The 23,858-nt window shown below is 41.2% G+C and carries 21 protein-coding genes; 5 read left to right on the forward strand and 16 right to left on the reverse strand.

Annotated features, from left to right (window positions below; genetic code table 11):
- Positions 1–38: 38 nt before the first annotated feature.
- The gene (locus ACFSJE_RS03145; protein ID WP_379829525.1) at positions 39–212 is read right to left on the reverse strand and encodes a hypothetical protein; all 174 of its coding nucleotides are present in this window, start codon (positions 210–212) and stop codon (positions 39–41) included.
- A 137-nt stretch (positions 213–349) separates the two neighbouring features.
- Between ACFSJE_RS03145 and fumC the strand changes: the two genes are divergently transcribed.
- The gene (gene fumC / locus ACFSJE_RS03150) at positions 350–1,747 is read left to right on the forward strand and encodes a class II fumarate hydratase (protein ID WP_379829526.1); all 1,398 of its coding nucleotides are present in this window, start codon (positions 350–352) and stop codon (positions 1,745–1,747) included.
- A gap of 74 nt (positions 1,748–1,821) precedes the next feature.
- Here fumC and ACFSJE_RS03155 read toward each other — a convergent pair whose 3' ends face one another.
- On the reverse strand, positions 1,822–2,709 hold the full coding sequence (locus ACFSJE_RS03155) for a hypothetical protein (RefSeq protein ID WP_379829527.1): 888 nt from the start codon (positions 2,707–2,709) through the stop codon (positions 1,822–1,824).
- A 167-nt stretch (positions 2,710–2,876) separates the two neighbouring features.
- Here ACFSJE_RS03155 and ACFSJE_RS03160 point away from each other — a divergent pair, with 167 nt between their 5' ends.
- Together ACFSJE_RS03160 and ACFSJE_RS03165 are read left to right on the forward strand one after the other, a co-directional pair.
- Entirely contained in the window at positions 2,877–3,677 is an 801-nt protein-coding gene (locus tag ACFSJE_RS03160; protein ID WP_379829528.1) for an MBL fold metallo-hydrolase, read from the forward strand.
- 67 nt (positions 3,678–3,744) lie between these two features.
- Positions 3,745–4,452 carry a hypothetical protein gene (locus tag ACFSJE_RS03165; RefSeq protein ID WP_379829529.1) on the forward strand — a complete coding sequence of 236 codons (708 nt, stop codon included), beginning with the start codon at positions 3,745–3,747 and terminating at the stop codon, positions 4,450–4,452.
- 8 nt (positions 4,453–4,460) lie between these two features.
- Here the strand turns inward: ACFSJE_RS03165 and ettA are convergent, their stop codons facing one another.
- From ettA to ACFSJE_RS03180, 3 genes are all read right to left on the reverse strand, one after another.
- Complete coding sequence (gene ettA, locus ACFSJE_RS03170) at positions 4,461–6,152, reverse strand: energy-dependent translational throttle protein EttA (protein WP_379829530.1); 1,692 nt, start codon at positions 6,150–6,152, stop codon at positions 4,461–4,463.
- Between the two features lie 33 nt (positions 6,153–6,185).
- Positions 6,186–6,362 carry a CAL67264 family membrane protein gene (locus ACFSJE_RS03175; RefSeq protein WP_231562643.1) on the reverse strand — a complete coding sequence of 59 codons (177 nt, stop codon included), beginning with the start codon at positions 6,360–6,362 and terminating at the stop codon, positions 6,186–6,188.
- A gap of 71 nt (positions 6,363–6,433) precedes the next feature.
- Positions 6,434–7,417, reverse strand: coding sequence for a Gfo/Idh/MocA family protein (locus ACFSJE_RS03180; protein WP_379829531.1), 984 nt, complete (start codon positions 7,415–7,417; stop codon positions 6,434–6,436).
- 66 nt (positions 7,418–7,483) lie between these two features.
- On the opposite strand from ACFSJE_RS03180, the gene ACFSJE_RS03185 reads away from it, so the two are divergent.
- Positions 7,484–9,112, forward strand: coding sequence for an acyl-CoA carboxylase subunit beta (locus ACFSJE_RS03185; RefSeq protein ID WP_379829532.1), 1,629 nt, complete (start codon positions 7,484–7,486; stop codon positions 9,110–9,112).
- Positions 9,113–9,123: 11 nt separating this feature from the next.
- On the opposite strand, the gene ACFSJE_RS03190 is transcribed toward ACFSJE_RS03185, so the two are convergent.
- From ACFSJE_RS03190 to ACFSJE_RS03220, 7 genes are all read right to left on the reverse strand, one after another.
- Positions 9,124–9,501 (reverse strand): hypothetical protein, encoded by a 378-nt coding sequence (locus ACFSJE_RS03190; RefSeq protein WP_379829533.1) that lies wholly within the window; start codon positions 9,499–9,501, stop codon positions 9,124–9,126.
- Positions 9,502–9,650: 149 nt separating this feature from the next.
- A complete protein-coding gene (locus ACFSJE_RS03195; protein WP_379829534.1) occupies positions 9,651–11,816 on the reverse strand; it encodes a TonB-dependent receptor plug domain-containing protein in 2,166 nt (721 codons plus the stop codon).
- A gap of 2 nt (positions 11,817–11,818) precedes the next feature.
- The gene (locus ACFSJE_RS03200) at positions 11,819–13,570 is read right to left on the reverse strand and encodes a carboxypeptidase-like regulatory domain-containing protein (protein ID WP_379829535.1); all 1,752 of its coding nucleotides are present in this window, start codon (positions 13,568–13,570) and stop codon (positions 11,819–11,821) included.
- Between the two features lie 148 nt (positions 13,571–13,718).
- Positions 13,719–15,065 (reverse strand): M24 family metallopeptidase, encoded by a 1,347-nt coding sequence (locus tag ACFSJE_RS03205; protein WP_379829536.1) that lies wholly within the window; start codon positions 15,063–15,065, stop codon positions 13,719–13,721.
- A 32-nt stretch (positions 15,066–15,097) separates the two neighbouring features.
- Positions 15,098–16,171, reverse strand: a complete 1,074-nt coding sequence (locus ACFSJE_RS03210) for an AMP-binding protein (protein ID WP_379829537.1) — start codon at positions 16,169–16,171, stop codon at positions 15,098–15,100.
- On the reverse strand, positions 16,149–17,087 hold the full coding sequence (locus ACFSJE_RS03215; RefSeq protein ID WP_379829538.1) for a CPBP family intramembrane glutamic endopeptidase: 939 nt from the start codon (positions 17,085–17,087) through the stop codon (positions 16,149–16,151). Before ACFSJE_RS03215 ends, ACFSJE_RS03210 begins: the two co-directional genes overlap by 23 nt.
- Positions 17,078–18,130 carry an o-succinylbenzoate synthase gene (locus ACFSJE_RS03220; protein WP_379829539.1) on the reverse strand — a complete coding sequence of 351 codons (1,053 nt, stop codon included), beginning with the start codon at positions 18,128–18,130 and terminating at the stop codon, positions 17,078–17,080. Before ACFSJE_RS03220 ends, ACFSJE_RS03215 begins: the two co-directional genes overlap by 10 nt.
- A 46-nt stretch (positions 18,131–18,176) precedes the next feature.
- Here ACFSJE_RS03220 and ACFSJE_RS03225 point away from each other — a divergent pair, with 46 nt between their 5' ends.
- Positions 18,177–18,971 (forward strand): SDR family oxidoreductase, encoded by a 795-nt coding sequence (locus ACFSJE_RS03225; RefSeq protein WP_379829540.1) that lies wholly within the window; start codon positions 18,177–18,179, stop codon positions 18,969–18,971.
- A 1-nt stretch (position 18,972) separates the two neighbouring features.
- On the opposite strand, the gene ACFSJE_RS03230 is transcribed toward ACFSJE_RS03225, so the two are convergent.
- The 4 genes from ACFSJE_RS03230 to ACFSJE_RS03245 all read right to left on the reverse strand — a co-directional run bounded on the left by ACFSJE_RS03230 (position 18,973) and on the right by ACFSJE_RS03245 (position 23,769).
- Positions 18,973–20,934, reverse strand: a complete 1,962-nt coding sequence (locus tag ACFSJE_RS03230) for a sensor histidine kinase (protein WP_379829541.1) — start codon at positions 20,932–20,934, stop codon at positions 18,973–18,975.
- Positions 20,935–21,463: 529 nt separating this feature from the next.
- Entirely contained in the window at positions 21,464–22,219 is a 756-nt protein-coding gene (locus ACFSJE_RS03235; RefSeq protein ID WP_379829542.1) for a LytR/AlgR family response regulator transcription factor, read from the reverse strand.
- A 33-nt stretch (positions 22,220–22,252) separates the two neighbouring features.
- Entirely contained in the window at positions 22,253–23,161 is a 909-nt protein-coding gene (menA, locus tag ACFSJE_RS03240; protein WP_379829543.1) for a 1,4-dihydroxy-2-naphthoate octaprenyltransferase, read from the reverse strand.
- A 2-nt stretch (positions 23,162–23,163) separates the two neighbouring features.
- On the reverse strand, positions 23,164–23,769 hold the full coding sequence (locus ACFSJE_RS03245) for an SPOR domain-containing protein (RefSeq protein ID WP_379829544.1): 606 nt from the start codon (positions 23,767–23,769) through the stop codon (positions 23,164–23,166).
- Between the last annotated feature and the right edge of the window lie 89 nt (positions 23,770–23,858).

Genomic DNA, 23,858 nt, shown 5'->3' on the forward strand with positions numbered 1-23,858 from the left:
ATAGGACAAAAAAAAGAAGCCAAATTGGCTTCTTTTTTTTATTCTTCAAGCTCAGCTCGTCTGGCCTCGCGTCTTTCTTTAAACATTTCACGAAGGTTGCCGATCAACCAATATGGCACTACAAAGGTCAATAAGAAAATCATCAACCAAAAACCAATGGTTAAAATCGTTAAAAAAGCTAAAAAACCTAAATATTGGTCAAATTCGAACATTGTACTTTCCTTTTGTTTAACAAAGATACTTCCTTCTCTTTAAAAAATACAAATCTGAATCTAAAAAAGTGTATTTGCCGCTAACAACTACCATATAATTTTGTGAACAATTACCTTTGTAGTATAAATTTTGAAAAATGAGTTTTAGGATTGAAAAAGACACCATGGGCGAAGTTCAAGTGCCCGCGGACAAATATTGGGGAGCCCAAACAGAACGTTCCCGTAACAATTTTAAGATTGGCCCATCAGCTTCCATGCCTTTGGATGTGGTCTACGGATTTGCGTATTTGAAGAAGGCCGCAGCCTTTGCCAACCATGAACTTGGCGTGCTTGCTGTGGAAAAAAGGGATTTGATAGCCCAAGTATGTGATGAAATCCTCGCTGGGAAACTCGATGATCAATTTCCATTGGTTATCTGGCAAACCGGTTCTGGAACGCAAAGCAACATGAACGTCAATGAGGTGATTGCCAACCGAGCACATGAAATTGCCGGAAAAAAAATCGGTGAGGGTGAAAAGACCATCCAACCCAATGATGATGTCAATAAAAGTCAATCTTCCAACGATACGTTCCCAACGGGAATGCACATTGCCGCTTACAAAAAAATTGTGGAGGTTACTATTCCAGGGGTGGAACAACTCAAAAACACGTTGGCAGCAAAATCCAAAGAGTTTAAGGATGTGGTTAAAATTGGCCGTACCCACTTAATGGATGCCACTCCCCTCACCTTGGGACAGGAATTTTCTGGATACGTGGCCCAGTTGGAGCATGGTCTTAAAGCCGTAAAAAATACGTTGGCCCACTTGAGCGAGCTTGCTCTAGGTGGTACTGCGGTAGGGACCGGACTCAACACCCCAAAGGGTTACGATGTTTTGGTGGCCAAATACATTGCGGAGTTTACAGGACTTCCGTTTGTGACGGCCCAAAATAAGTTTGAAGCACTTGCATCACATGATGCCATTGTGGAAAGTCATGGTGCTTTGAAACAATTGGCGGTTTCTTTGAATAAAATCGCGAATGATATTCGGATGATGGCATCTGGCCCACGCTCTGGTATTGGTGAAATCATTATTCCGGCCAATGAGCCTGGAAGTTCTATTATGCCCGGTAAAGTAAATCCAACCCAATGTGAGGCCATGACCATGGTTTGTGCCCAAGTAATGGGGAACGATGTGGCGGTTAGCGTTGGTGGCACTCAAGGTCATTATGAACTGAATGTATTTAAACCATTGATGGCCGCCAATATTTTGCAATCAGCTGAGTTGCTAGGAAATGCTTGTGTAAGTTTTGATGAGCATTGTGCCGTGGGTATTGAGCCGAATCACGAAGTAATCAAACGGTTATTGAACAATTCATTGATGTTGGTCACCGCGCTGAATACCAAAATTGGGTATTACAAAGCTGCTGAAATTGCCAATACCGCCCATAAAAATGGAACTACATTACGTGAAGAAGCCATTAATTTGGGCTATGTTACCCCCGAAGAATATGATGCTTGGGTGAAACCCGAGGATATGGTGGGAAGCCTTAAATAATTTAATCGAGAATTCAATCCATAAAAAAAGCCCGGTCAACAGACCGGGCTTCTTCGTTATATGGATAGTGTGAATTATTTCAATTCGAATTTAGAAGTACCCAACAATTTTAGATTGTTGTCATACACATTTACCATGTAGTTTCCTTTTTGGAATTCGTCCACTGGCTTGTTGATGTAATCACATACGTCCAAAGAACTGTTTTCATAGTAGAAATTGGTTCCTTTGCTGTAGGTGATGGAAGCACCTTCTTCAGTTGTTTTAGTGAAGCTGTCACCCAATACATTTCCTTGAGGACCAAGTACTTCAATAAAGAACTCTCTATCACCAGCCTCAGCGATTACGTTATCGGCAATGGTAAAGCAAACTTTGAATTTATCAGTAGCTCTCGCTCTGGAAGTAGATACCAATTTTCCGCTATTTCTTTCTCTAACAGCATCAACACTGATAGTGGAAAGGTTAAGAGCTGAACCTCTTTCAACGGCATCAGCCAATTGTGTGTTCTGTACGATCAAAGAGTCGTTGAAAACGGTTTGTTTCTCCAATTCAGTAAAAGTACTGTCTCTTTGCATGGCCAACAGGCTGTTGGATTGAGTCAAAGAATCTACTTGCTTCAATAGTTTTTCTCTTTCAGCTTTCAATACACTTACTTGTCTTCTGTATCTGGAAAGAGAAGCGATATCAGCTTTCATACCTTGTACAGAGTCGATGTACTTTGCAATGTTGTCTCTAGCGGCAACCAATTCTTCATTGGTAGCGTTGCTTTCCAAAATAGCTTTGTCGTACTCAGACTTCAAGTTGTTCAAATCTTCAACTACCAACTCTTTTTCTTGTGTTAGAGCCTGAGTAGTTTTTTTCTTGTCTTGATAAAGGCTTACGGTATAAATGATAGTTCCCAAAAGAACCACACCCAATAAACCAGCGATCACCTTCAAACTGTTGTTATTTTTTGTTTCAGTCATAACTTTTTGTATTAATTGATTCTCGTTTAGGTTTTTTAATCAATCGTGTTTGGTTTATATACGCTTTAGATCATCATTTGGATTATTTGGGTTGAAATAATATCGAAAAAAATCTTCATTCTGCCCGATATGCCTTAATTTTAAAAGGATTTAAAAAAGAGGACACTATGAAAAAAAATATAATTTTTATTGCAAGCGCGCTGTTGATATGCTTTGTTTCATGCAAGGAAAAGGGAAAAAAGCAGGAAGAAACTTCCATGGCTCCCGAAGATGAGGCAGTGGTTGTGGATACCCCACCTGCTGCTGCCATAATTCCAATCGAACATGCCACTGCAATCATAAATTGGAATGCAAACACCATATATATAGACCCAGTAGGTGGAAAATCTGCTTTTGAAGGTCAACAAAAACCGGATATTATTTTTATCACCGACATTCATGGCGATCATTTTAATCCCGAAACTTTAAATGAGCTGGATTTGGAAGGTGTTGAAATCTTTGCGCCCGATGCCGTGAAACAGCAAATGGACGAAGAGCTAGCTTCCAAAACAACCATTATAGCGAATGGTGAGAGCAAAGAAATAGCTGGTTTTACCGTAGAAGCAATTCCTATGTACAATCTGCGTGAAGAAGCCAAGGATTTTCATGTAAAAGGCAGAGGTAATGGGTATGTGTTCACTTTAGGTGATGAACGTATCTACTTTTCTGGGGATACAGAGGATATTCCTGAGATGCGTGCCTTGGAAAATATTGATAAAGCCTTCGTCTGCATGAACCTACCTTACACCATGACAGTTGAAAGCGCCGCCGATGCTGTTTTGGAATTTCAGCCCAAACAAGTTTATCCCTATCATTTTAGAGGAAGACCCGATGTGAGCGATGTGGCAAAATTCAAGCAATTGGTCAATGAGGGAAATCCCGACATAGAAGTGGTGCAATTGGATTGGTATCCCAATGATGATTTTTAATCATGTAAAATAAAGTCCTTATATTGCCGTTAAGGTAACAGACTATAACCAATTCAAATACTTAATCATGGCTCCCAAATCCCGTGTTTTAGTACTTGTGGCTTTTCTTTTTGCCATAAATGCTACTTTCTCCCAAGATTGCGATAACTATTATTCCAAAGTGACGTACGCGCTCAACCATTGTAAAAAAGCAATGGAGGCCACCAATTTTGAACATCAAATGTATTATGCCGAGCGTGCTTTGACCGCCATGGAAAAGGCTGATGAATTCAAAGGTGACTGCGATTGTAAAAAAGCGTACGACAAATCATTTGATACAAAGCAAACTTTGGACAAGGCCATTGAACCCGCAGATTGGGAAGCAGGCCGATTTTTCACCAAAAAAGCTTTAGGTCAAATCCATGAGATAATCACGTTTTTAGATGAGTGCACCATAGGTGCTTCCTCATCGATTACCATTGCGGATAGTGGTGCCACTACTTTGGAGCATCAGGCCCATGCCGATGAGAATACAACCGAGGACAACACTGTTACGGTTAGTGACAATTCCATGGAGCTTGAAATGATCAAGGTTTTTGAAAAGCATGCTACCGATAAATTAAGCACTGCTGAAAAAGCTGTTGCCCAATTGGTGGAACTTTCCAAAACCATCGGAGCAAATATTGATGGAGACGCAGTTGAACCCAACAGTCTCGCATCACACCAACAAGCCTATTTGGAAAAGGCAAAAAAAATACTTGAGGAGGGCATCAAAAATCTCGGAGGAGAAGAATAGTTCCTCAATTACCGAATCAATTTTTTATACTTGATGCGCTTGGGCATGATATCCGTTCCCAAGCGTTTCTTTTTGTTTTCCTCGTAATCTGAGAAAGAACCTTCAAAGAAATAAACCTGAGAATCTCCTTCAAATGCCAAGATGTGGGTACAAATTCTATCCAAGAACCATCTGTCGTGGGAAATGATTACCGCACAACCCGCAAAGTTTTCCAAACCTTCTTCCAAGGCACGAAGTGTATTTACATCTAAATCGTTGGTTGGCTCATCCAGCAACAATACGTTTCCTTCTTCCTTTAAGGTCATGGCCAAATGAAGTCGGTTACGCTCCCCGCCGGAAAGCATATTCACCTTTTTGTTCTGTTCACTTCCGGAAAAATTAAATCGACTTAGATAGGCCCTGGAATTCACTTGCTTCCCTCCCATCATCACCAATTCTTGTCCATCACTGAAGTTTTCCCAAATCGATTTTTCTGGGTCGATGTTGGAGTGACTTTGGTCTACATAAGCCAATTTGGCTGTATCACCTACAACAAATTCTCCTTTGTCTGGGGTTTCCTCACCCATGATCATTCGGAAAATGGTGGTCTTACCCGCCCCGTTGGGACCGATAATACCCACGATGCCTGCTTGCGGCAATTTGAAGTTCAGCTCCTCATATAGCAATTTATCGCCATACGCTTTGCTGACCCCTTTCGCTTCGATGACATTCGTGCCCAGTCTTGGTCCATTTGGAATGTATATCTCCAACTTCTCTTCCAATTGCTTTTGGTCTTGGCTAAGTAACTTGTCGTAATTGTTTAAACGGGCCCTTTGTTTGGTCTGTCGTCCTTTAGCCCCTTGTCGAACCCATTCCAACTCTCGTTCCAACGTTTTCTGACGCTTGGAAGCTTGTTTGCTCTCTTGGGCCAAACGTTTGGCTTTTTGATCCAACCAGCTAGAATAATTTCCTTTCCATGGGATACCTTCACCTCTATCCAATTCCAAAATCCAGCCCGCTACATTGTCCAAGAAATAACGGTCGTGCGTTACGGCAATTACGGTTCCTTTATATTGCGCTAAATGATGTTCCAACCAATGAACGGATTCGGCATCCAAGTGGTTGGTGGGCTCATCCAACAATAACACGTCCGGTTCTTGCAATAATAATCGGCATAAAGCCACTCGTCTACGTTCCCCGCCAGAGAGCACTCCAATTTTCTTATCGGATTCAGGGGTACGAAGGGCATCCATAGCGATTTCCAATTTCGTATCCAGTTCCCAGGCGTTGGAGGCATCAATCTGATCTTGAAGTGCCGCTTGCTTGTCCATCAACTTTTGCATCTTGTCCGCATCCTCATAGACTTCGGGCAGACCGAACATATCATTGATTTTGTTGTATTCATCCAGAATGGCGACAGTTTCCGCAACACCTTCCCGAACCACTTCCATTACGGTCTTGTTTTCATCCAATTGCGGTTCTTGCTCCAAATAACCTACCGTGTAGCCTGGGGAGAAAACCACATCCCCCTGATAGTTCTTATCGACACCTGCGATAATCTTCAACAAGGTGGATTTACCAGAACCATTGAGACCCAAAATCCCAATTTTGGCGCCATAAAAGAAACTTAAGTAAATGTTTTTGAGTACAGGGGTATTGGCCGTTTTAAAGGTCTTGGTAACCCCAGACATTGAAAAAATGACTTTCTTATCGTCTGACATGTAGTTGTTCTTTAAATTGAAAAAAGGGGGAATCTAAACCCGACCCTTGAGTGCATTGAATACCCAAGCCACGGCAAAAAAACCGATACCTACTGCACCAAAGCCGTAACCTGCAACCTCGTCATATTTGAAAGCTCCAAGAGCTATCATTCCTATTCCTACAAAAATCATGATCCAAGTGGCCCAAGCGAGCACTGTGTTTTTGTTCATTCCCATATATATCGTTCAGAAGAGCCTCAAATATCGTAAAAAATGAAATAATCCAAAGCCTTGAGCCCGGTTTATCCCTCAAAAGGAAAGGTAATTCCGCATTTTTCACGAATTGTATCCAACAATTCTGCTATATCCAAGCTGTTTTGATGTGACCAAAGGTCACTCTGAAGTTTTTTGGCCTTCAAGCATTGGTGTACTTCTTCAATCTCATACACAAAACCATTCCCTTGACGCGGTAGTGCAAATTCTTGGGTTTCACCGTCCTTTTCCAATCTACAATCATCAGCTTCGTGCCATCTGGGATGGATGAAAATTTCACCTTTGCTTCCTGAAATTTCAGCCTCCATTTTGGATTTGCTGGTCAACCCACTATATAAAACCGCCTGTGCATTTTCATAATGGAACAACATGGACGTTTGCAATTCCGTTCCATTGTCATGAAAATTTGATTTGGCCATAATTTCTGTTGGCATTCCCAAAATCAAATACGCCAAAAAGATGGGATAGATTCCTATATCAAGCAGTGAGCCGGATGCCAAGTTGGGATTCAACAGCCTGGAATCCAAACCCCGGTCCAAAGCATAAAAGGCAAAATCCGCATGAAGATAGCCTACTTCCCCAATAGTGCCATCATCCACTAGTTGCTTTGCTTTTTGAACCGATGGATTGAATCGGGACCAAAGTCCCTCCATCATAAAAACTTGATTCGCTTTGGCAGCGGCCACAATTTCCTCCACTTCTGCCCTGCTTACCCCCAAAGGTTTTTCACAAAGCACATGCTTTCCTGCATTTAGCGCTTGTATCGCAACATCTTTATGGAAATTATGGGGCGTGGCCACATAGACAATGTCAACTGCATCCGAATTAAAAAGCTCGTCGTAGCTTCCAAAAGCATTTGGAATATTGAATCTATCCGCGAACTGCTGCGCTCTTTCCAAATTTCGGGAAGCCACCGCAGCCACTTCCGCATCGGGCATTAACTTTAAATCTTCGGTGAAATCTGTGGCAATTTTTCCAGGGCCCACGATACCCCATTTAATTTTTGTGTCCATATTCCATCAAAAGTAATGATTATAACTCCTTATCTTTAACCGATAGCAAGAAATTGAAAGACACCTATGGATATCAACTTCAACAAAAATGAAGACCATAATAAATTAATGCTTTCCGAGCTTCGGAAAAGACTAGCCACGGTGAAACTCGGTGGCGGTAAAAAACGCATTGAAAAGCATCATGAAAAGGGTAAAATGACCGCCCGTGAACGGATTGATTATCTGCTGGATGCCAAATTGCCATCCATTGAAATCGGGGCGTTCGCTGGTGATGGCATGTATGAGGAGCACGGTGGTTGTCCTTCAGGAGGTGTTGTGGTAAAGGTAGGGTATGTCAAAGGAAAACAATGTGTTGTAGTTGCCAATGATGCCACGGTAAAAGCCGGGGCTTGGTTCCCTATCACTGGAAAAAAGAATTTAAGAGCGCAGGAAATTTCCATCGAAAACAAACTACCCATAATTTATTTGGTGGATAGCGCAGGGGTCTATCTGCCCATGCAGGATGAGATTTTCCCGGACAAAGAGCATTTTGGCCGAATATTTCGAAACAATGCGGTGATGAGCAGCATGGGCATCACCCAAATTGCTGCTGTGATGGGGAGCTGTGTGGCCGGTGGTGCCTACTTACCCATCATGAGTGATGAAGCCCTGATTGTGGACAAAACTGGAAGCATTTTTTTGGCAGGAAGTTATTTGGTGAAGGCGGCTATTGGAGAGAATATAGATAATGAAACCTTGGGCGGGGCCACGACCCATTCCGAAATCAGTGGCGTGACGGATTACAAGGCGAAGGATGATAAGGATGCCTTGGATAAAATCAAGAATATTGTTGATAAGATTGGAGATTTTGAAAAGGCGGGTTACAACCGTTCTGAAGCTAAAGCTCCTGCTGAAAGCCCCGAAGACATATATGGTATTCTCCCGGCTTCCAGAACAGACCAATATGATATGTTGGAAATCATTAAGCGTTTGGTAGACAATTCTGATTTTGAACAATACAAGGAAGGCTACGGCAAAACCATTTTAACGGGTTACGCCCGCATTGATGGTTGGGCTGTGGGAATTGTGGCCAATCAGCGGAAAGTAGTGAAAACCAAAAGCGGTGAAATGCAGTTTGGCGGCGTCATCTATTCCGATTCCGCAGATAAGGCCACCCGATTTATCGCCAATTGCAACCAAAAAAAGATTCCGTTGGTGTTCTTGCAAGACGTGACTGGTTTTATGGTGGGAAGCAAAAGTGAACATGGTGGTATTATTAAAGATGGGGCCAAAATGGTGAATGCGGTAAGCAATTCCGTGGTGCCAAAATTCACGATTGTTATCGGAAACAGCTACGGCGCCGGAAACTATGCCATGTGTGGAAAGGCGTATGACCCTAGATTGATTGTAGCTTGGCCAAGTGCCGAACTGGCAGTGATGAGTGGAAATTCCGCCGCAAAGGTGTTATTACAGATTGAAAAAGCCTCGTTGGAAAAAAGTGGTCAGCCTATTGATGCAGAAAAAGAAAAAGAGCTATTTGATAAAATCAAACAGCGATATGACGACCAGATATCACCTTATTATGCCGCCGCGCGCCTTTGGACCGATGCCATTATAGACCCTTTGGATACCCGAAAGTGGATATCTATGGGTATTGAAGCTGCCAATCATGCGCCTAGCGATAGAAAATTCAATATGGGGGTGCTGCAAGTTTAGATATTGCAGCCCTACTTTTTTCTTTTGTACTTTTCTTCGAGAAAGGCTCCTACGGCTTCACAATCATCAGTTTCATAAAGAAATACGTCTATCACGTTACCTTTTTCATCAACCTGAAACAAGGACCAAAACGGATTGCCATCATAGGATTCTATGTAACAAGAGTAGTCTTCTTCGGTGAGCTCCCCATTTCTAATCATTACATTGGGGTCATATAAATCCAGAACATGATTAAAACAATCCTCCATGTCTTCCAAGCTGATTGGGCCTTCAAAGATTTCATGGTTACTTTCCAACAGGGCATAAATATTAAGTTCCCATTCGCCAACGGTTCTGGCTTGTTTTCTTAGTAAAAAAGCATGGGTGCAAATTTCCTCAATAGTCTTCATTTGGAATACAATTAGTTTTGAAATAAGCCCAAAACTAAGAGATGGCTACAATGTTAATGCTAGGAATTGATGAATGGCCCATATGAATTGTTGGTTGCGGACCTAAAATAAAAAAATGCTGATTCGAAGAAACAGATACGTTAGATATGCTATTCTACTTTAAAACGAGCCAATTGTTGTTCGTCCCCCGGTTCTTGAAGTCGTATCATAAACTCCTCACTGCTTTGATTGGGTTTTCCAAAATTGTACTGCACTGTACACTTTAAAAAAGTAGCCGCTTCGTTTTTTGAGGTTCGATTCCCTAAATAAGTGGCATTCAATATCCATTCACCTTTGGTGTCGGCTCCCACAATTTCAAATTGTTCGCTTGAATTTCCATTTTGAAGCTCATCCATAATCCGATTTCGGTCGCCAACTTCAGTATGCTCCCATGTGAAAAATCGCTTCTGTGGATTCACAAATTGAACTGAAAACTCAGCGTCGGGTACATTCCAATCTAGAATGAGTCGTGCATTATAGGTGAGATTGTTCCTGTACTTCGCATCTACTTTTTCAATATTCAATTTGGCTGCATGCTTATTGACCATATTCCGAAGTTCCGTGCCCACCACCTTTTCCATTGAACCAAAATTCAACTGCGAGTTTGCCTCTCCCGTGAGCATTGCGTTAAGCATGTTTAAAGCTTCCTGAAGATTTCTAGCATTTTTTTGGGCTAAGGCCACATCAAAATAGGATTGTACTTTGTTGGGAAACAACTCCAGCATTTTATCTGCAGCATTGGTGGCCAATCTATGGTTCTCCTGCTCCATACATTTTAGATACATGGCGCGAATGGCTTCATATGAAGGGTTCTCCTCTTCCAAAACATTGGATAAGATGCGTTCGGCCAATTCTGGGCTTGAACCCAAAAAGAAATTGGACACATCCAAAAAATATTCAGGCGTATCGCTGTAAGCATCTCTCTGATTCAGGTAGATGTCATACGCCTCTCTCACATTTTTACCCTTTTTGAGTTCTTTGAGATAAGGTGTTACCAAAGCCTTATTGTCCACTTTAACCTTTTCCTCATAGACATTGTTCTTCAAGCGTGCCATGTCCATTTTTTCTCCTGTCTCCTTTGCGTAGGTTGCGGTTTTTGAGGTAATCAACAACACCCCATTTACACCGAGACTACCGTATTTATTTGTTGCTGCCAATCCTTTTAGCACGGTAATGTCCGCTATGTTTTCTGGATTGATGAAATCAGAACTGAAGACCGTCCCGCTCTTGGAATCGGATTGCCTCAGAGGTACCCCATCAATCACAATTAATCCATAAACATTGCCCAAAAGTGTGTTTCTAGGCCGCATGGTGACTTGGCTTAAATCATCATTCTGCCCTAGGTTGACCCCGGAGAATTTACCCTGTATGGCCATGTCTGGTGTAGTGGCGGCATCCGAAATATCATCACTGGAAATGGACTGGACTGCATACCCCACTTTATCTTTATTCTCCTCACCGTAGCCTGTGGTTATGGTTTCCGCGGGTTCCTTCTTGGTATCGCTTACCACCACTTCCTGAAGCTGAATTCCTTGGTCTTCCAATGAAAAGTTTAGGGTATTTGTTTCTCCCAGCACCTGCTTTTCCATTTTGTTCCCATACATCACCACCAAGGTGTCTCCTACCCTGGCATTTATATTGAAATCACCCTTTGCATTGGATTTCACCCTATCACTCCCATTCCCTTGAACATAAATCTCAGCACCTTCCAGACCTGTCACACCTTCGTAAATGGTCCCTGAATATTGAATTAGGTTATTCATTTGGGCATTGGCCTTCTGTTTTTCATTGAAGTCTACCAGATTCCCATTGTTAACGATGGATAGAAGATTAAGGCTGGCTTTATCAAAACTGGTGCTGCTATTAATGATATAAACCGCTCCATTAAAGTTAGGAGTGCTGCTGCCAAGATTCTGCTTTCCATCCGTGAAAAGCAGAATCTCCCCAGTATGGGCATAATTGCTGAGCGATTCATAGGAAGTAGCTCCATCATATAAAATGCCTTGAAGTTTTTCTTTGATAGCTGACCAATTCCCAGAATTGACCTGATATTCCTCCTTTGACAGCACCTTGTCACTAAACGTTATCAAATTTACTTTGGCGTTTTGGGTTGTTTTAAAGTAGGTGTCCAGAAAGTAAAAATCCTTGTCGAAGTTTCTATCTTGCATGGAAAGTGAGGCATCCCAACAAATGGAAACATTCTTGTAGTCTTGTGCATTAATGCTGATTGCAAGCAACAAGCAAAACAAAGTGACAGCATATTTCAGGAATTTCATCATTAAAAAGTTGCTATTGAGCTTCCATTTTTAATCTGGAAGAGTGATTGATTAACATTTTTGGCGGTCAACTTAAAAACCTTGACTTCCTTAGTTTGACTCTTGGTGCCATAGTTGTAAAAGACCGTTGCCTTCAGATAAGTGGGTGTTAAACTCTTATTTCCGAAATAAGTCGCATTCACAGACCAATGGCCGGTAATAGGCCTGTAAATAAGGTATTCCTGAGTTGCAAAACCATGGATTTTCTCTTCCATAATCCTTTCCGATTCGACCAATTGTGTGTGCTCCCATCGCTGGTACTGGTTTTCTGGCCCTACTAACTGAAGTTCAAATTCGGCCTCGCTATTGTTCCATTCAAAGAGCAATCGCATTCCGTCAAAGTCATTGTCCTCGGTCTTTACAATGGCCGTATTCCCTGTGATGGCCCCGTGGGTTGCCAGTAAATTTCCAAAGTCCCGATTGATAATTTCTGAAAACGTATCCGAGGCACTTATAAGTGAATCTTCCACCAAATGGTTGTACCGCGCATATAAGAAAGCCGAACTTTCAATGGCACCAATATCCTCATAGCTCTGGGCCAAATCTAAATAGGATTGGCCGTAATGGGGCCTCAGAATAAATACCTGCTTATAGATTTCATTGGCCCATTGCTGTTGCTCTTGCTCCTCTAAAATATAGGCGAAGGCTTTGAGTATCATAGGGTCCATTTTGAACTTTTGCTCTATTTCATCTCCTATTTGCTGTGCTATTTGAGTGTCTTTAAATTTAGTTGAGAAAATGGAAAACGCATCCAAATAGAAATAAGGAGATGACCCATATTTGACTTGTAATGCCTTATAGGCAGTCAATGCTTCGGAAATATTTTTCTTGGATGACAATTCGGCAACATATTGTGGTGTGGGTATCTTGGAAATGGGAACCGTACTTCCTTCCTCAAAATAATTATCGCGTCGACGGGCCAAATCGTAAGGCTTGTCTGTTCCAGGCTCGGATGGACTATAATTGGCCGTTTTGGTATTTATGACGATAACACCCCCTGCAGCTCCGGTGCCATATTTGGACGCTCCAGCCAAAGAACCCATCACCGCAATACGCTTTATATCGTTGAGTTGAATGAATAGAGGCGCTTCAATATATATATTCCCATCAACTTCATAAATTGGCTGCTGCCCTAAAAGTCGCTTCATGGAAGATAGGTAGACTACTGGTGTGGCATACGTATGTTCACGAATTACAATCATTCCTGGCACCTTGCTTTGAAGCACACTTATAAAATCAACTGCAGCAAGGTTAAATTTATCTCCATCAAATACTTTCAAAGAATACCCAACTCTATCCTTATCCAAAATACCAAACCGGGTTTTGATTAAATTCTTGTTGGAATTGTATTCCAAAAACAAATCCTTTTGTGATTTACGTTTGTTTTTGCTTTCGGTGACCACTACTTCGTCCAATTTCTGGATATTGTCATATAAGGTAATGTTGAGCACTTCGGTTACATCTTCCACAATGATTTCCATGGATTGTTTCCCAACGTAACTATAAACAAGAGTTTCACCTTCATTGGCATAGATTTCATAGCTACCATTCAATTTGGAAAAAGTGCCCCTATCGGTTCCCTTAACGATAATACTCACTTGTGATAAAGGTTCCACGCCATCTGTAACGATTCCATGAATCTTTTTTATCTGGGTCTGTGAAAAAGCCAAAACGGAGAATACCAGAAAAACTGACAATGCGATTTTGCGTATCATAATGGTCGTGTTTAGGTTCTTTCCTACAAGGTAGTGATTAATTGTAAACAATTTATTACCATGAAGTTAAGTTGCCAAACATCGCATTAAAGCTAATATAACAAAACCATTTAATCCATATTGATGTGTCAGAGGGGTTATAAAACGACTAATACCCTTGCTGCGGTTTTATTCGAGGAATCAACAACAATTCCGTTTGTCTTCCATTGATATACCGAAAACCATTTTCTCCCAAAAAACCGGGTTCTTCCAGCATAATTCGGATGTCTCGTTTCCATTCTGGAATGTTCACCGTGGTATTCAGCTCGATGGCATAAGAGGTGTTTGGATTAATCGGGTAATTGTCGTGGTCATCCTTGCGAAGACCTCCCTGGGCGTCCCACATACCAATGGTAGTTCCGGCGGAATGTCCGTACATTCCTAAAGGATGGGTATAAATTGACGGCCTTAATCCAACATCTTTTGCTTCTTGAAGTGACCTTGCCAAAATTTCATTGCCTGTTCCACCAATGACCATATTCTTGGTCAAGAAATCCTGTACCCGGTTGCCATCGTAAAGGGCATTCACTAAAAAAGAAGGTGCTTCGGTTTCCTCAGGTTTAAGTACATAGGCCAACTCTTGGCAATCGGTATTGAGACGGAGATAGGTGATTCCAAAATCGCAATGCAGTAAATCCCCAGGCATGATAATCATATCATCTGGTCGCCCTGAAAATGAATACAAATGACTCACCAATTCTTCACTGGTACGCTGAATATCAACCGTAGGATGGAACCACGTTTCAAGCCCCAAATCGGTAACTTTCTGCCGCATCCACCATTCCACCTCTGTAGTAGTTGTAATTCCGGGGGTTATCACCTTTTCAGAAAAAGCTTCTTCAATTACAGCGTGGGTGATATCCACCAATTGGTCGAAAATTATCATTTCCCGTTCGGTTCGGGTTTCAATCCAACCAACAGCCAATTGTTCAGCCGAAATCACTTTTGCTTGCTGCTTTTTGGGAAGATTGGCCATGAATTCATCATAATCGGTCTTGTCCAAACCATCAGCGATGTTGTGATCCTTTGAAAAATTGAGGGCTATTTTCTTGGGATTTCGTTCTTCTATAAGCTGTACTAATCGTTTCCACTGGTTAGGCTCTTTTTCCTTGTCCCATGCTGAAACTATGCTCTTGCCAATACTGTAGCGAGCGACCGCTAACTTTTCGATAGTATTTTTTTCTTTATTTCGATAAAACAGAAGTATGGTCCTTCTTCTGGCATTAAGCCATGTGGCCGGAAGCATGGTGCGCAGCACAGGGTCTTCATTATACTCCCTTGAAATGAGCACCCACATATCGATATCGGTATCATCCATAAGTTTTGGTAGCAACACATTGAAGCGTTCTTCCAAAATTTCGTCCACTACTCGAGCGCGTTCTACTTCGGGGAGGATTTGTTGGGCTTGGGTATAGAAAACAGTAAGAAGAGTAAAGGAAAGTATCAGTTTTTTCATAAGGGTTGATTTATCCCGTCAAAATACGAAACTTACTGAATTTGTTCCATGATTTTTTTGCGATGTACTTTTCCACTTTTGGTTTCGGAGAAGGATTTGAGAGCATAAACCGCTTTGGGAATTTCGTACTTATGGACTTCTGGTAATTCTTTTATGTTGTTGAGGAGTTCTTGCGCATCTACTTGAGCTTTTTCAATGACGAGAACCAATTTTTGCCCTAATTTTTCATCTGGAACTCCAGCAACAAAAAATCGCGTATGAATTAAATGGGACAACTTCTTCTCAATCTCTTCTGGTATCAGTTTAATTCCTCCAGAGTTAATAATGGAATCGAACCGTCCCAACCATCTAAATTGATTTTTGCTGACCAACTCCACCAAATCATTGGTCACAATCTTTTCATCTGAAATTTGGGGAGCGTCAATAACCAAGCAACTTCTATCATCAATAGTTAGACTGACATTGGGGAGGGCTTCAAAGCAGTTGGAGACATTGTCTTGTATTTTTTTGACGGCAATGTGGGTAATGGTCTCTGTCATCCCATAGGTCTCAAAAGCATTTACAGCAAGCTCACTCAACCTACTACGTAAATTTGAATCCACCGGTGCCCCACCAATAATCAACGTTCGCACTTTATGCAGCTGTTCCAAGGAGTTTTGCACTTGTAAGGGAACCATAGCCACAAAATCATAGGTTGAATCACCATGAGCCATAGGAGTAGATGACGGCTCAACGTAATCCAATTGCAAACCCAGAACCATGGCTCGGACCAACATCATTTTTCCCGCAATACTTGTGCAAGGCAAACATAAAAGCGCAGATTGATTCGGTTTTAATTGAAAGTATTCGCCAGTAGCAAACGCTGAATTGGCCATGTGCTCCTTTTGCAATACGATTTTCTTTGGTTTTCCTGTGGACCCTGAGGTGAGCACCTCCAAGGTGGGACTGTTTGATGTCCAATCCAATAGAAAATCGCCAATGGCTACTTCAAAAGGCTCTCCTTCTTTGACCAAACTATACCCAATTTCCCTAAGGTCTTCCAAATCATAGGAAGCACCATTGAGCTTGAATTGGGGATGAATGTTATGCCAAATTGGATGCTCCATCTTCTAGGGCAACAAATTCTTCTTTGGTCATTACTTTTCCGAACAATCGGTCCTTCCAGTTTTTCCAGCCATATTTTTTGGAGAAAAAGAGCAAAAGCAATGGGAAAATCACAAAAACGGGGATGACCGCATCCCATCCTAGTGTTGGCTCAGAAATGTCCTTGTAAATGGAATTGGTCTGAAACGCCGTCCAATCGGCGGTAACCAGCAAAGCTGTAATTAAATTATTGGCAGCATGAAACCCTAGTGCCAATTCCAATCCTTCATCCATAAGGGTTAAAATTCCCAAGAAGAAACCCGTTCCAATGTAGTAGATGAGAATTCCAAAACCCAATTTTTCCACTTCGGGGTTGGCTATGTGCATCAAGCCAAACAAAGTTGATGTCACAACCAAGGGTACCCAACGGTTTTTGGCCAAAATGCCCAATCCCTGCATCATGTGCCCGCGAAAAAGATATTCTTCAAAACTGGTTTGCAATGGAATCAGTACCACAGCGATAATGGCGAGAGGAATAAATTTCACCAAATCAAAGTTCCACACATAGTGTTCTGGAGAAAAATAAATATCAACCCCCACTAGAATAACAGTAACGATACTCCAAAGGGCAAAAGAGAAGAAAATACGCCGCCAGTCGACTTTCTTTCGGGAAGTGGTCAATGATGTGATGGATTGTTTGTGAACGATATACGTCCAGCCCAATACCACAAAAAAGCCAACGGCCAAAGGCACCAAAAGAATAATCAATACCAAATTGGAGCCAAATTGAGCGATGATTTGCTCCATGGTATCCTCCACACTCACAGGAGAGTTTACGGTGGCAGCATAGTTGGCAATCATAAATAAGATGAATGCCGTTGGGATGATAAAATACTTCCACAGTCCGATTTCGCCTTTATACCCTTGTTCTATATACATAAATCTTTAATTAAGTTCTCTTGCCAATTCTTATTTGTTTGGTAACTCAGTTCACCATTGGAAACCTCCAACGGACTCTCAAAATTGTTGGTGTATAGACTTCCCGTGCCCAAGCCTTGCGGCATGGAACTGTTCAACGTGTATGTCCATTGTGCAATGGCATTTAATCCAATATTGCTCTCCAAAGCACTGGTTATCCACCAGCCAATATTGTGGTTATCTGCCAAACGTATCCATTCATCGCACCCACTATATCCGCCCACCAAACTTGGCTTTAAGATAATATATTGTGGCTTTATGGTTTGTAGCAATCGCTCCTTTTCTGTTACAGAAAAAATGCCAATCAACTCTTCATCCAAGGCAATGGGTAAGGGTGTGTTTCGACATAGCTCCGCCATACTTTCCCACTGATGGGGTTTTATGGGCTGTTCAATCGAGTGCAATTGAAATGCCGATAGTTGCTCCAGCTTTTTCATCGCATCATCTGGAGAAAATGCACCGTTGGCATCCACCCGAAGTTCAATTTCGGTTGGGGTGAAGTTCGTTCGGATAGCCTTTAAAATGGAAAGTTCCGTTTCAAAATCGATGGCTCCAATCTTCATTTTAATGCATTGGAACCCATCCTTGAGCTTTTGCTCCAATTGGGAGAGCATAAAGGTCTCGTCTCCCATCCAAATTAACCCGTTTATTGCAATGGGTGCTTCCTTTTGAGTGAAGTCTGATGGGAACAATTCAAACGGATTTTTGGAATTCAAGGATAAAAATGCCTGTTCCATTCCAAATTGAATGGAGGGAAACTCCATCAATTCCTTTAGTAGGATTTTCTGTCCCAAGTGAATGTTCTCGCAGACCCATTTTAGCTTTTCCTCATATTGGGGCACGTCATCCACGCTTAAACCTCTCAAAATGCCACACTCCCCTATTCCATAACGGTTTTCATCGGAAAGAATCAAAAACAAAGTTTCCTTCTGAGTCAGAACACCACGTGAAGTTCCACTGGGAATCTTAAAATCTAGGATGTACTTTTTATAGGTAGCTTTCATTCAATGCATTCAAATTTAACTATATTTTGAATCTAAAATGGAACCCATGGCAAGTATCAACGGAAAAACAATTTGGGTAACCGGGGCCTCTTCTGGTATTGGACTAGCTTTAGTGAAGGAACTCAGCAAGTACTCCTGCAACCTTATTATCTCTTCCCGAAGGGAAAATGCGTTGGAACAGGTAAAAATGGCTTGTCAGAATCCGGAAAATGTGGCTGTTCTTCCCATGGATCTCCAGAATCATGCTCAAATGGAAGCAGTATCACAAAAAGCCATCGCCTTTTTTGGCGCGGTGGATATCCTAGTGAACAATGCTGGGGTGAGTCAGCGTTCCCTGATTTTGGATACTGATTTTGAGGTCTACAAAAAACTCATGGATATCAACTATTTGGGAACTGTGACCTTGTCCAAGGCCATTTTACCTCATTTTATTGCAAATAAAAGTGGCCACTTTGTTACCGTGACAAGTCTTATGGGGAAATTTGGTTCTCCTTATCGCTCTGGTTATTGCGGGGCCAAGCATGCCCTGCATGGTTTTTTTGATGTTCTGCGGATGGAACATGAAAAGGATAATGTTAAGGTTACTATGATATGCCCAGGTTTTGTGCAGACCAATGTGGCCAAAAATGCATTGACCGGAAATGGTGCTCCGCAACAGGAGGATGACGTAGCCACTCAAAATGGAATCACGGCTGAAGTAGCTGCAACAAAAATCATCAAAGCCATCAAAAAAGATAAATTTGAAGCTTATGTAGGTGGTAAGGAGGTAAAAGGAGTTTATCTAAAGCGTTTCTTTCCGAAGCTGTTGCACAAAGTGGTCCTGAAAAGCCAAGTGCGGTAACCTAACTGAAATTGAACCAAAAACGCACGCCTTCGGATTGTTTTTCAATGTTCAATTTGGATTGAAGCTGGTTTACCAATCGGTTCATCAAACGGATTCCCATGGAAGAATGGGTGCGCTCCTCCGTATCTTCAGGTAGCCCCACACCGTTATCAGTATATTCAAAATAGCCTTGGTCACCATTCTTACGCAAATGGATATAAATTTTTCCATTTTCATCATTGTCCGGAAATGCATATTTAAATGAATTGGAGACCAATTCGTTCAATATCAATCCAAAAGGAATGGCGCGGTCAATATCAAGTTCGGTTCCTTCGGCATCAATGGTAATACTGATGTTGTGCCCCCCTTTTTTGTATACAGATTGCACACTGTTGATGAGACTCTCAATGTATCCCTGCATTTCAATGACGGATAGGTCATCATTTTGATACAGCTTTTGGTGAATCAAAGCCATGGCCTTCACTCTACTTTTTCCTTCTTCCAAAGCCTCAATGGCAGCCTTACTACGGGTATTCTTGGTTTGAAGGCTAAGCAAGCTGGACACCATCTGCAGGTTGTTCTTCACCCTGTGGTGAATTTCTTTAAGCAAGGAATCCTTCTCTGTCAGGGCATTCTCAATGATGTGTTTTTGCTCTGCGATCAAACGTTGGTTTTTGATACTCTTCAAGTAGGCATACACCAAACCAGCGAAACCAAGCAATGTGAAAATCAAGGAGATGAATACCAGATTGATGCGTTCATCCTTGGCTTTCATTTCGCTACGGGCCAACTCATTGATGCGTTTTTGTTCCTCAATCAAACGCTGCGAATTCTCCAAATCTTCATTGGCCACAATGGTCACCAATTGTTGTTTTATGATGGAAGATTGCTTTTGCGCCATGGAATCCTTGATACGCTCATTGCGTTTGTAGTACATGGCAGAATTCTTGTAGTTTTCTACTCTATCATAGTACGCGGCCAGCAAACTGTTTCGCTTTATTACTTGAAGAATTCCAATATTATCATATTCGATATCCAGATTTCGCTTTGCAGCCAAGAATCGGTCTAATTGCAAATTGGCATCTGCCAAATAGAGGGTGTTTTCCACCATCTCGCTTTTATGGCTGTTTTTGGAGGAGGTATCCAAAACTTCTATACTACTTTCCAAAAGTGGAATAGCCTGTTCGTATTCACCCAACATTACGTGGCACTTTCCAATATTTCCTTCAATTTCGGCCTTGAGTAAATCACTTTCAAAAATTTCATCTTCACTTTTTTGAATGGAGATGTCGTTGAGATAAACGTCCAAATAGGCTTTTGCTTTCTTTAATTCGCTCAAAGCGGTTGGGGCGGAATTATCAAGGCGAAGATAGTTCCCGACCTTACTGTGATATTTTGCAAGTCCATAGGAATCATTATCAGCAATGGTGGGCTTTACCTCCATGATATATTGATTCCGAGCCACCCTGTACAGTCCTAGGTTGCTATAGATATCATAGAAAGAGACATTATCTGTAATGCCCATTTCCTTTTTCTGCTTTCGGATTTCGATTTGCTTGTCAAAAAGCTGTAGGTTGGCATAATTGTCATCCAGTACATCTAACATGGCCACTTGTGTTTCGCGATCCAAAGAATCCTTAACGGCATAGAGCTCTTTGGCCAAGGTGGTACTTTTATCGTACTCCCCTAAGTCATTATAAATCTGAGCCTGCATAATTTGATACAAGCGAAGTGCAGTGGTATCTTCTGTCTTTTGGGCATTGGCCAGATAAATTTTAATGGTATCCAACCAATCGTAAGCGGAGTTTTGATTGTAACGGTCAATAGAGTTGAAAAAAACATTGAACCGTTCTTTAGGTGCGTTGGTGTTTTCGAATTCCTTCAACACGCTCTGTTCATCATCCAACAAGGATTGCGCAGAACCGCTATATAGAAAAACAAAGCAAAATGCAGTGAATAAAAATCTTACGTAACGTCCCATTAATTTACTATATATAGTACTTCAAGAAATTCCTGAACTTCTATAGTATTGTTTGTGCCCTTTATTTCTATTCCCCGTAAGATGATTTCTGCGCTGGATGGATGAAATGATTCCACCAATGGAATCAACGTATGGGGTATATAAAAAACGTTAGTTTGCCGCCAAAATTAAATGCAAAGGCACAGACTTGTTCAGTATTGTTGTGAAACTGCCGATTTCTGTTGTGAAAAGTATCTAGGTGTATGTTAACGCACCTTTTATCGATGTTTTGTGCATTTCATGGATTTGGGAACCCCATAAAATCAAAAAAGGCCTTGCGATTAAACAAGACCCTTTTACGAGAACACTATATGAAAATGAAAAAATTACTTTCTTAATTATTAACACTGCTAAAGTAGATCAGACCTCCAACAGTGAAAAAACATTGTTGTGAACTCCTTAAAAGTTGTGGTAATCCCCAATGAAAAGATTGTGGCATAAAAAAAGCGCCCTAAATGGCGCTTCTTAAATACGTATTGTGCTTTGCAAATCAACTGTTCATCGACGAAAGGATGAACTCCTTGAAATCCTTTGAAATTGGAATCAGGTTATTGTTGATCATAATATCTTTTGAGTTGATGGCATCAATATGGTCCACATTAACAATATAGGATTTGTGGGCGCGGTAGAACTTGTTCTTCGGTAATTTTTCCAAATAATCCTTGAGCGGCGAACGAACCAAAAACTTCTTATCTGCCGTATTGACTTCCAGATACACATTATCCGCTTTGATGAATTGAATATCCGTGAACTGAATTCTGTAGTACAGGTGTTGCTTTTTTACAAAGATGGAATCTTTCAATACGGAGTTTGAGGTAAAGCTCTCCCCTTCTTCTCCATCTTCGTCCCTAATTTCACTTTTCTTATTGTAATTGAAATTGGAAAGTGCAATCTCTATGGACGTATACAAATCTTGCTGCTCAAACGGTTTTACCAAATACCCATCAGGCTTTACGGTTTTTGCATTTTCCACTGTTGCTCTATCGGAGTTGGAGGTCACAAAAATGAAAGGAATATTATAGGCTTCCCTGATGTGCTTTCCTAAATCGATTCCGGTCTTGTCAGAGGCTAGGATGATATCAATCAACACCAAGTCTACATGATTGTTTTTTAATACCTCCACAGCTTGCTCGTAAACAATGACATTGTCCACGATCTCATAGCCGATCTCCTCCAACATGGACTGCATATCATCAGCGATGATCACATTGTCCTCTACAATTAAAATTTTAATCGGTTGTTCCAAGTTCCTTCAAGTTTATTTGGTTGTCTACCAAAATTACAAAAAATTATTAATAGCAATATAGAACAATATCGCGAGTGCAAAGGTGCTGAGAGCCAATTTTTTAAGTTCTCCATCCAGATTCCTTGGTTCTTGGGTTTTCATTACCGTTACCAAATGAATTAAAATGGGAACAAAAGCCAACATAAAATACGTTTTGACCAAACTGATGTTTTCCAATAAGATATAGGAGGTAAAACAGAGCAACGCAACGGAAATCAGAGCAAAATGATAGCGTTTTCCATTCGAAAATCCCATTTTTACCACTAAGGTGTTTTTACCGGATTTTTTATCGGAGACCACGTCCCGTAAGTTATTCAGGTTGAGTACGCCAACGCACAGCAACCCTATGGAAACGGCCGGCAACAACGAAACCCAATCTAATTCTTTGGTGTACAGGAACATGCTTCCCAAAACCCCTAGCAGTCCGAAGAACAAAAAGACGAAAACATCCCCTAACCCCATGTAACCATACGCATTGGAGCCAATGGTATATTTTAAGGCGGCCCAAATACTCAAGGATCCTAATAATAAAAATAAAATAACGTGTAGTAAATTCTCCGTGCCGAAAGCCAAATAAATAAGGGCCATGGCCAGCGCCATGGAAATAAGAATGGAAACAATGATGCCCTTTTTTAAGACAGGTCGGGAAAGTAACCCACTCTGTAATGCTCTTGATGGGCCAATCCTATCTTCATTGTCAGTTCCTTTTACCCCATCACCATAATCATTGGCAAAGTTGGAGGTAACCTGAAACCCAATGGTGGTCAATAAGGCCAACACGAAAATACCCAACTCAAAAAAGCCCTGCTTTCTGGCCAAAGCAGTACCTACAATAATTCCTGATAATGAAAGAGGAAGTGTGCGCAGTCTAGCGGCCTGTATCCAGACCTTAATTTTTCCCAAGATTAATAAGGGTCTTCTATTTGAATTCGTTTTCCGTCTTGATAGGAAGCCACAAAAGCATCCTTAAAGCCCATTTGCACCAATTGCTTTCGGAATGATTGTGCCTCATCCAAAGTCTCAAAGTTACCTAAAGAATAGGCATAGAATGGATTTGTCTTTACAAAAAGGGTGTTGGTCAATGCTTCAGAAGCTAACGTGACATTATTATCCACAAAGGACTTCACTTGGACGGAGTAGATTTTTTCCTTATCAATAAATGCTTTGGCGAGATAAAATTCACGCACTAAGCTAAGTTCTTCGTTTTGCTCCTTAAGATTATCAATTCGGGTTTTAATGGCATCCAAACTGTCAATGGACACCAACAAATGATTATTCTGATTATTCTCAAAAGAATTCTTGCTGCTCAGCCCAGCGGTAAAGGAAGTGATGGCCAAAACACCAATTACGAAAAGACCCGTAATGCCCAATAAAACATTGCGTTGCAACCTTATTTTTCTGAGGTCCTTGTTCTTGTATTTGATTTGGTCTAAAAGTCGTTCGTTGATAATTTGGGCTTTATCTATATCCTTGTGAAGGTCCAACAAGTCACTTTCTTCAATAAAAGGCATACGCTAAGTGGTTATAAATTCTTACAGCCTGCTAAAAGCATAACTGTCAATAAGTTAAATTGATATTATACAAATGTAAAATTTTTGCG

The sequence above is a fragment of the Flagellimonas iocasae genome, from assembly GCF_042682725.1.
Taxonomy (GTDB): domain Bacteria; phylum Bacteroidota; class Bacteroidia; order Flavobacteriales; family Flavobacteriaceae; genus Flagellimonas; species Flagellimonas iocasae.

Bases quoted from the DNA above. Each gene is read 5' to 3' on its own strand.
- ACFSJE_RS03230 (WP_379829541.1), bottom strand. From the start codon at position 20,934: ATGGGACGTTACGTAAGATTTTTATTCACTGCATTTTGCTTTGTTTTT.
- ACFSJE_RS03190 (WP_379829533.1), bottom strand. From the start codon at position 9,501: ATGAAGACTATTGAGGAAATTTGCACCCATGCTTTTTTACTAAGAAAA.
- ettA (WP_379829530.1), bottom strand. From the start codon at position 6,152: ATGTCAGACGATAAGAAAGTCATTTTTTCAATGTCTGGGGTTACCAAG.
- ACFSJE_RS03185 (WP_379829532.1), top strand. From the start codon at position 7,484: ATGGATATCAACTTCAACAAAAATGAAGACCATAATAAATTAATGCTT.
- ACFSJE_RS03165 (WP_379829529.1), top strand. From the start codon at position 3,745: ATGGCTCCCAAATCCCGTGTTTTAGTACTTGTGGCTTTTCTTTTTGCC.
- fumC (WP_379829526.1), top strand. From the start codon at position 350: ATGAGTTTTAGGATTGAAAAAGACACCATGGGCGAAGTTCAAGTGCCC.
- ACFSJE_RS03215 (WP_379829538.1), bottom strand. From the start codon at position 17,087: ATGTATATAGAACAAGGGTATAAAGGCGAAATCGGACTGTGGAAGTAT.
- ACFSJE_RS03195 (WP_379829534.1), bottom strand. From the start codon at position 11,816: ATGAAATTCCTGAAATATGCTGTCACTTTGTTTTGCTTGTTGCTTGCA.
- ACFSJE_RS03180 (WP_379829531.1), bottom strand. From the start codon at position 7,417: ATGGACACAAAAATTAAATGGGGTATCGTGGGCCCTGGAAAAATTGCC.
- ACFSJE_RS03160 (WP_379829528.1), top strand. From the start codon at position 2,877: ATGAAAAAAAATATAATTTTTATTGCAAGCGCGCTGTTGATATGCTTT.
- ACFSJE_RS03245 (WP_379829544.1), bottom strand. From the start codon at position 23,769: ATGCCTTTTATTGAAGAAAGTGACTTGTTGGACCTTCACAAGGATATA.
- ACFSJE_RS03225 (WP_379829540.1), top strand. From the start codon at position 18,177: ATGGCAAGTATCAACGGAAAAACAATTTGGGTAACCGGGGCCTCTTCT.
- ACFSJE_RS03205 (WP_379829536.1), bottom strand. From the start codon at position 15,065: ATGAAAAAACTGATACTTTCCTTTACTCTTCTTACTGTTTTCTATACC.
- ACFSJE_RS03175 (WP_231562643.1), bottom strand. From the start codon at position 6,362: ATGAACAAAAACACAGTGCTCGCTTGGGCCACTTGGATCATGATTTTT.
- ACFSJE_RS03145 (WP_379829525.1), bottom strand. From the start codon at position 212: ATGTTCGAATTTGACCAATATTTAGGTTTTTTAGCTTTTTTAACGATT.
- ACFSJE_RS03210 (WP_379829537.1), bottom strand. From the start codon at position 16,171: ATGGAGCATCCAATTTGGCATAACATTCATCCCCAATTCAAGCTCAAT.
- ACFSJE_RS03155 (WP_379829527.1), bottom strand. From the start codon at position 2,709: ATGACTGAAACAAAAAATAACAACAGTTTGAAGGTGATCGCTGGTTTA.
- ACFSJE_RS03200 (WP_379829535.1), bottom strand. From the start codon at position 13,570: ATGATACGCAAAATCGCATTGTCAGTTTTTCTGGTATTCTCCGTTTTG.
- ACFSJE_RS03220 (WP_379829539.1), bottom strand. From the start codon at position 18,130: ATGAAAGCTACCTATAAAAAGTACATCCTAGATTTTAAGATTCCCAGT.